Origin of the sequence: Finegoldia magna (genome assembly GCF_018371055.1) — a bacterium.
GTDB classification, from domain to species: Bacteria; Bacillota; Clostridia; order Tissierellales; family Peptoniphilaceae; genus Finegoldia; species Finegoldia magna_I.
This window is the reverse complement of sequence record NZ_JAGYZD010000179.1, coordinates 1-3,506: the sequence shown is the minus strand read 5'-3', so window position 1 is coordinate 3,506 and position 3,506 is coordinate 1. Positions and strand designations below refer to the sequence as shown.

At 37.5% G+C, this 3,506-nt stretch carries 3 protein-coding genes; all 3 read left to right on the top strand.

Annotated features, from left to right (window positions below; all coding sequences use genetic code 11):
• Window positions 1-79: 79 nt before the first annotated feature.
• Complete coding sequence (locus tag KHW44_RS07510) at window positions 80-574, top strand: hypothetical protein (protein ID WP_094204231.1); 495 nt, start codon at window positions 80-82, stop codon at window positions 572-574.
• Window positions 575-635: 61 nt separating this feature from the next.
• Window positions 636-2,384, top strand: a complete 1,749-nt coding sequence (locus tag KHW44_RS07505; RefSeq protein WP_304067906.1) for an ABC transporter ATP-binding protein — start codon at window positions 636-638, stop codon at window positions 2,382-2,384.
• A partial coding sequence (locus KHW44_RS07500) for an ABC transporter ATP-binding protein (protein WP_304067903.1) occupies window positions 2,362-3,506 on the top strand: 1,145 nt, incomplete at its 3' end. The genes KHW44_RS07505 and KHW44_RS07500, both read left to right, overlap by 23 nt.

Genomic DNA, 3,506 nt, shown 5'->3' with positions numbered 1-3,506 from the left:
AAAATTTTGTTGGAAAAAGTTTTTTGTTAGTTGTATAATATTTAATATAGAGAATTTTTGAAAGAAGGAGGTCTGAATAATGAGCATTAAAATTAATAATGAAGTAGTTGAAATGATGCTATATTTCTGGCAATCAGCGTCAGAAGGTCAAAAGGTTGCTGAATCTTTTATCATTGATGTAGCTAATAGAGATGAAATGAAGTTAATATACAATGACAAATTTGATGAGGAAGCTGTAAGAAGAGTTTTATCATCTATTACAAACAAAGAGCTTTTGAATGGTGGAAGTCCTGAAGAAAAAAGATTCTGGAACAACAACATGTGGATGATGGAAGATATGGGTGTGGTTGAAGCCATGGTTGACCCTATCAAACATCTAAACCTTGATGATGTTGAAACAGACAAGAAGGAATTGATTTTCGTTCCGGGTCATATCGAAGAACACTATGATTTGGGAGACAAATTAGTTGTGAACTTCTTCAAGGTATCTGTGGATATTTTTGGTGGCACAGGTGCTGTTACTATGGACGGAGAAGATTTCAGAGAACACATCATTAAATTATTGCAAAAATAGAATTTGCTATTTAGGGCTCTTTATGAGCCCTATTTTTTATTGCAAAAGTAAAGGAGTAAGTATGTTAAAAAGGTATAAGTGGTTTATTGATTACTACAAGAAAAGCTACATAATCGCAATTATCGCACTTATTTTTGATTATGCTTTCAAGTTGGTTTTGCCGTACATGATTGGTAATGTGGCGGACAATATTTTCAACAAGAATGTGACTGTGGAAAATTTGAAGATTAATTTGGGAATTTGCTTGGTTGCAAGTGTGTTGTGTTATGTGGTTAGCGTTGTGTGGAATTTGAATGTGTTTAAGGGCGATGACACGATTAGGTATTTGGTGACGACTAGGTTGTACGACAAATATTTGAAGCAATCGCCAGAGTTTTTCGAGAAGAATTCCACGGGGTCTTTGATGGGGAAGGCTACAAATGATCCGTACGCTTTGGGAGATTTTGCGGGATACGGTTTGATGAGTTTATTCGATTCGACTTTTTATCCTATTTTAATAGTTATCGTGATGATTGTGACGACAGATTTCAGGTTGACTTTGTTAAGTGTGCTTCCACTTCCGATTTTGGTTGTGGTGAGCAATAAAATTGGCAACAAATTGAATACGACTTTTGATGAGTCGCAAAAATCGTTTGATAAGATGAACGATCAGACTTTGGAAACTGTAAGTGGTGTGCGTGTGGTTCGTGCGAATAATTTGAAGGATTTTCAAAGGAAGAAGTTTCAAGACAGAGCGGATGATTTGTACGAAAAAAACATGGCGACTGCAAAGTTAATCGCATGGTATGGCCCAATCCAAAAGCCTATAGAGGTTATGACTTATGTGCTGGCGATTTCTTACGGAACTTATTTGATACGAACTGGAAGCATTACTGTGGGAAGACTGATGAGTTTTATGTTTTATTTGAATTTGTTGATTTGGCCGATGATTGGCATGGGCGATTTCATCAGCGTGAAGAAGCAAGCTGATGCGAGCATGGATAGGATTCAAGAGGTGTGGGATTACAAGGAAGACATTGTGAATAAACCTGATGCTGTTGATTTGAAGGAAAATCCTACGATTGAGTTTAGGAATTTGTCGTTCAAGTATCCGAGTTCGAAGGAGAATGTTCTCAGTGATATCAATTTCTTAATTACACCTGGAAAGACTTTGGGTGTTTTAGGGAAAACTGGAAGCGGCAAGACTACTTTGTTGAAGCAATTTCTTAGATTTTACGATGTGGAAGATGGAGAAATACTTCTGAATGACAAAAACTTGACCGATTATACTATCGAATCAGTCAGAGAAAGAATGGGATATGTTCCACAAAACCATATGATTTTTTCAAAGACTATTGGCGAAAATATCAAGCTTACAAACAAGGATGCAACGGATGAAGAATTGATGGAAGCTATACGAATGAGCGATTTTGAGAAGGATTTGGATAAGCTTGTGAATGGAACGGATACGTTGTGTGGAGAAAAGGGGATTAGTTTGTCGGGCGGTCAGAAACAAAGGATTGCGTTGTCGAGAGCTTTGATAAAGAATCCGGATATTTTGATTATGGATGACTGCATGAGTGCTGTGGATGGAACAACGGAGAAGAATATTTTGGATAATTTCATAAAAATTCGCTCCGGCAAGACGAATATCATCGCAACTCACAGGATTAGCCAAGTGAAGGATGCTGATGAGATTATCGTTCTTGAAAACGGCAGAATAGTTGAAAGAGGGACTCACGACTCTTTGATGAAACAAGACGGATGGTACAAGGAGCAATATTTGAGACAGACAGTGGAGAGTGCTTATGAGAAAGAGTGTGACGAATAGAATAATAAAATACTCCCTAAACGAGAAGAAAAACTTGACGATAGGGATGGTGTTTACGGTGTTGATGACTGTGTTCGAGATTATCGGGCCGATTATATTGGCGTATATCATCAACAATTTACTTACAGGAGAAAAACTTGTATACAATATTAGAAAATTAGCGTTGGTGTTGTGCTTGTATGCGGCGGTTTTCTTCGTGGATTCACTGTGGAAGTACAATTCTACGGTGTATTTGGAGAAAACTGCGAACAAAATCGCACGCAGAATGCAAATGGATGTGTACGATCACATTCAAAAAATGCCGATATCTTTTTATGATAATTTGCCGGCTGGAAAAGTTGTCAGCAGAATTACAAATGACACGAAAACTGTGAAGAGTTTCTACCAAATGGTGTTGGCACAGCTTATGGTAAGCGTAATTGTGAGTATTTTTATGATTGCGATGGTGCTTATAACTGACACGAAAATCGGGATTATTGTGTGCCTATTTTTCCCAATTATGTTTTATATTTTTAAGAAATTTTTGCAAAAATCACGCTTTGCATTTACAAATATGAGAAAATACATCAGCGAAGAGAATGCGAAAATCAACGAGACTATCAATAATATCGAGATAATCAAGGCGTATAATTTGGAAGAAGATTTTAGCAAGGATTATGAAACTTCTGCGAAAAATGTCTACGATTACGGGTATATGGTGACCAGGGCTTATGGTACGATGAGCTACAATGTGTCGCAGCTTCTCAGAAATTTTGCGACGATTACGATACTTGGAATTTACGCGTACAATGTTTTGACTGGAAATACTGATGTAAAATTGGGGAGCATGTATTTGACGATGGAATACACTTCGAGGACTTTCTTGTACATCAGTAACTGCGTGGAAAGAATGGGCTCGTTGGAGCAATCGTTCAGTGCAGCAGAGCATGTTTTTGAATTGTTGGATACTGAGGTCGAGGAGTTTCCAGAAAGAGAAATTGGCGACATCAAGGGTGATGTTAAGTTTGAAAATGTGGATTTTTCGTATATTGAAAACGAACCTGTGCTTAAAGATTTGTCGCTTGATATAAAAAGCGGAGAAAGTGTTGCATTTGTAGGGTTTACTGGAAGTGGCAAGACTAC